Here is a 2,150-nt window from a genome sequence, read left to right as displayed (position 1 = left end):
AGGTGCCCAGCCGGCCGCCGAAGAGCACCTTGTTGGCGGCGGTCTCGGCCTTGGCCCGCTCGCGGTAGGCGGCCAGCCGCTCACGGTCGGTGGACTCGTTGATCGGGTAGTACGGCTCGTCGTCGCGCTCGGCGAAGCGGCTGTACTCGCGCATGATCACCGTCTTGTCGGTGGGGTAGTTCTTGCGCTCCGGGTGGAAGTGGCGGAACTCGTGGATGCGGGTGTAGTCGTATTCCGCGTCGTTGTAGTTCATCACCGGGGTGCCCTGGAAGTCGCCGGTGGGCAGCACCTCGGTCTCGAAGTCCAGGGTGCGCCAGCCCAGCTCGCCGTCGGCGTAGTCGAAGTACCGGTCCAGCGGGCCGGTGTAGACCACCGGCGCGTCGGGGCTCGCGGCACGGACGGCCTCGCGGACGTCGAACCAGTCGGTGTCGAGCACCACGTCGATCTTGTCGTCCGCCGCCATGTTCTCCAGCCACGCGGTGTAACCGTCGACGGGCAGGCCCTCGTGGGTGTCGTTGAAGTAGCGGTTGTCGAACGTGTACCGGACGGGCAGGCGGGTGATGTTGCCAGCCGGCAGGTTCTTGGGGTCGGTCTGCCACTGCTTGGCCGTGTAGTCCTTGATGAACGCCTCGTACAGCGGGCGGCCGATCAGGGAGATGGCCTTCTCCTCGAAGTTGGCCGCGTCCTCGGCGGAGAACTCGGCGGCCTGCTCGGCGATGAGCGCGCGGGCCTCGTCGGGCGAGTAGTAGCGGCCGAAGAACTGGTTGATCAGGCCCAGGCCCATGGGGAACTGGTACGCCGTGCCCTTGTGCATGGCGAACACGCGGTGCTGGTACCCGGTGAAGTCGGTGAAGCGGTTGACGTACTCCCACACCCGCTCGTTGGAGGTGTGGAACAGGTGCGCGCCGTACTTGTGGATCTCGATGCCGGTCTCCGGCTCGGGCTCGGAGTAGGCGTTACCGCCGATGTGGTGGCGCCGATCGAGCACCAGGACGCGCTTGCCGAGCTCGGTCGCCGCCCGCTCGGCGACGGTCAGGCCGTAGAAGCCCGACCCCACCACGATGAGGTCGTAGGTGTCCCACTGCCGTTCGCCTGCCATAACCGTCGGGCCTTTCCGTAGTACGTCGCCGCGGTGTCCGCCGGGTAGTGCGTCCGCCGGCCGCTCGCCTGACCGCGCGCCGGTCGGCGCGGGTGCGGGTCCCAGGGTATCCGGCGGGTCGGGGGTGGGTTCAGGGCACGCCGACGACGACGAGGTGGACGACTTCTCGAGACGACCGCGGTGGCCCACGGTGCAGGTGGGGCGTCGGCGCCGTCGTACGCCGGTTCGAAACTACATCCCTGTAGTCCCAATATTCACGTCTTTATCACTTGGTTTCACGAGTTTCTTGGATAACATTGACCTCGTTCGTCACATTCGTCCCAGTGGTCGCGCTCCGGCGCGGCCTCCGGGCAGTTGTGCCCCGCTGGTGAGCAGCTTCGGGACACAGACATCTGATCTGGAGAAGCCCTTGAGAACACGACGCCGCCCCCTGTACATCAGTGGTCGACGCCGGACCCTCGCCCTGGCGGTGGCGGTCGCGGCGTCCGTCGTCACGCCCCTCGCCGTGTACGGGGCGGACCAGGTCGTCCAGTCCGGCGACGACATCGCCACCACCGCGGGCAGCGCCCTGCCCACCGCCGAGACCGAGGTCCCGCTGGCCGAGGCGCCTCCGGCCGTCGGCGTGGAGACCGACATCGCCTCCGGCGGCACCACGGTCCGCCAGGTCACCTCCGACACACCGTTCTCGATGGCCGGCGTCACGTGGAAGGGGCACAACCCGGCCGCCGTCGCCACCCTGCGCGCCCAGAACCCCGACGGCTCGTGGGGCCCCTGGTACGAGGCCGAGTCCACCGACGGCAAGGGCGAGAGCGTCACCGGCACCGGTGGCACCGAGCCCGTCTATCTGGGGACCGACACCACCGCCGTCCAGATCACGCTCTCCGGGATCGACCTCGCCGACTCCTCGCTGGCCGACGCGCCCGAGGTCACCGTCCCCGACGACGAGGCCGCCCCGGCCCCCGCGAAGCCCACCGAAGACGCCGCTCCCGCCGCCGCTGATACCGGCGCCGCTGATTCCGCCCCCGCTGACGCGGACGTCGCGGCCACCCGC

General features: G+C 69.3%; 1 protein-coding gene and 1 pseudogene. One reads left to right on the top strand and one right to left on the bottom strand.

Translation table 11 applies throughout. The features are described 5' to 3' along the window. A partial coding sequence (locus G6023_RS05655; protein ID WP_182634382.1) for a UDP-galactopyranose/dTDP-fucopyranose mutase family protein occupies positions 1-1,099 on the bottom strand: 1,099 nt, incomplete at its 3' end. A gap of 409 nt (positions 1,100-1,508) precedes the next feature. Between G6023_RS05655 and G6023_RS05650 the strand changes: the two are divergent. Beyond that, positions 1,509-2,150: pseudogene (locus tag G6023_RS05650) on the top strand (hypothetical protein); the annotation flags it as partial.

This window comes from Dietzia sp. DQ11-71, assembly GCF_014144995.1.
GTDB lineage: Bacteria > Actinomycetota > Actinomycetes > Mycobacteriales > Mycobacteriaceae > Dietzia > Dietzia kunjamensis.
Note: the sequence above shows the minus strand (reverse complement) of the source record. Positions and strands in the feature narration are given on the sequence as shown.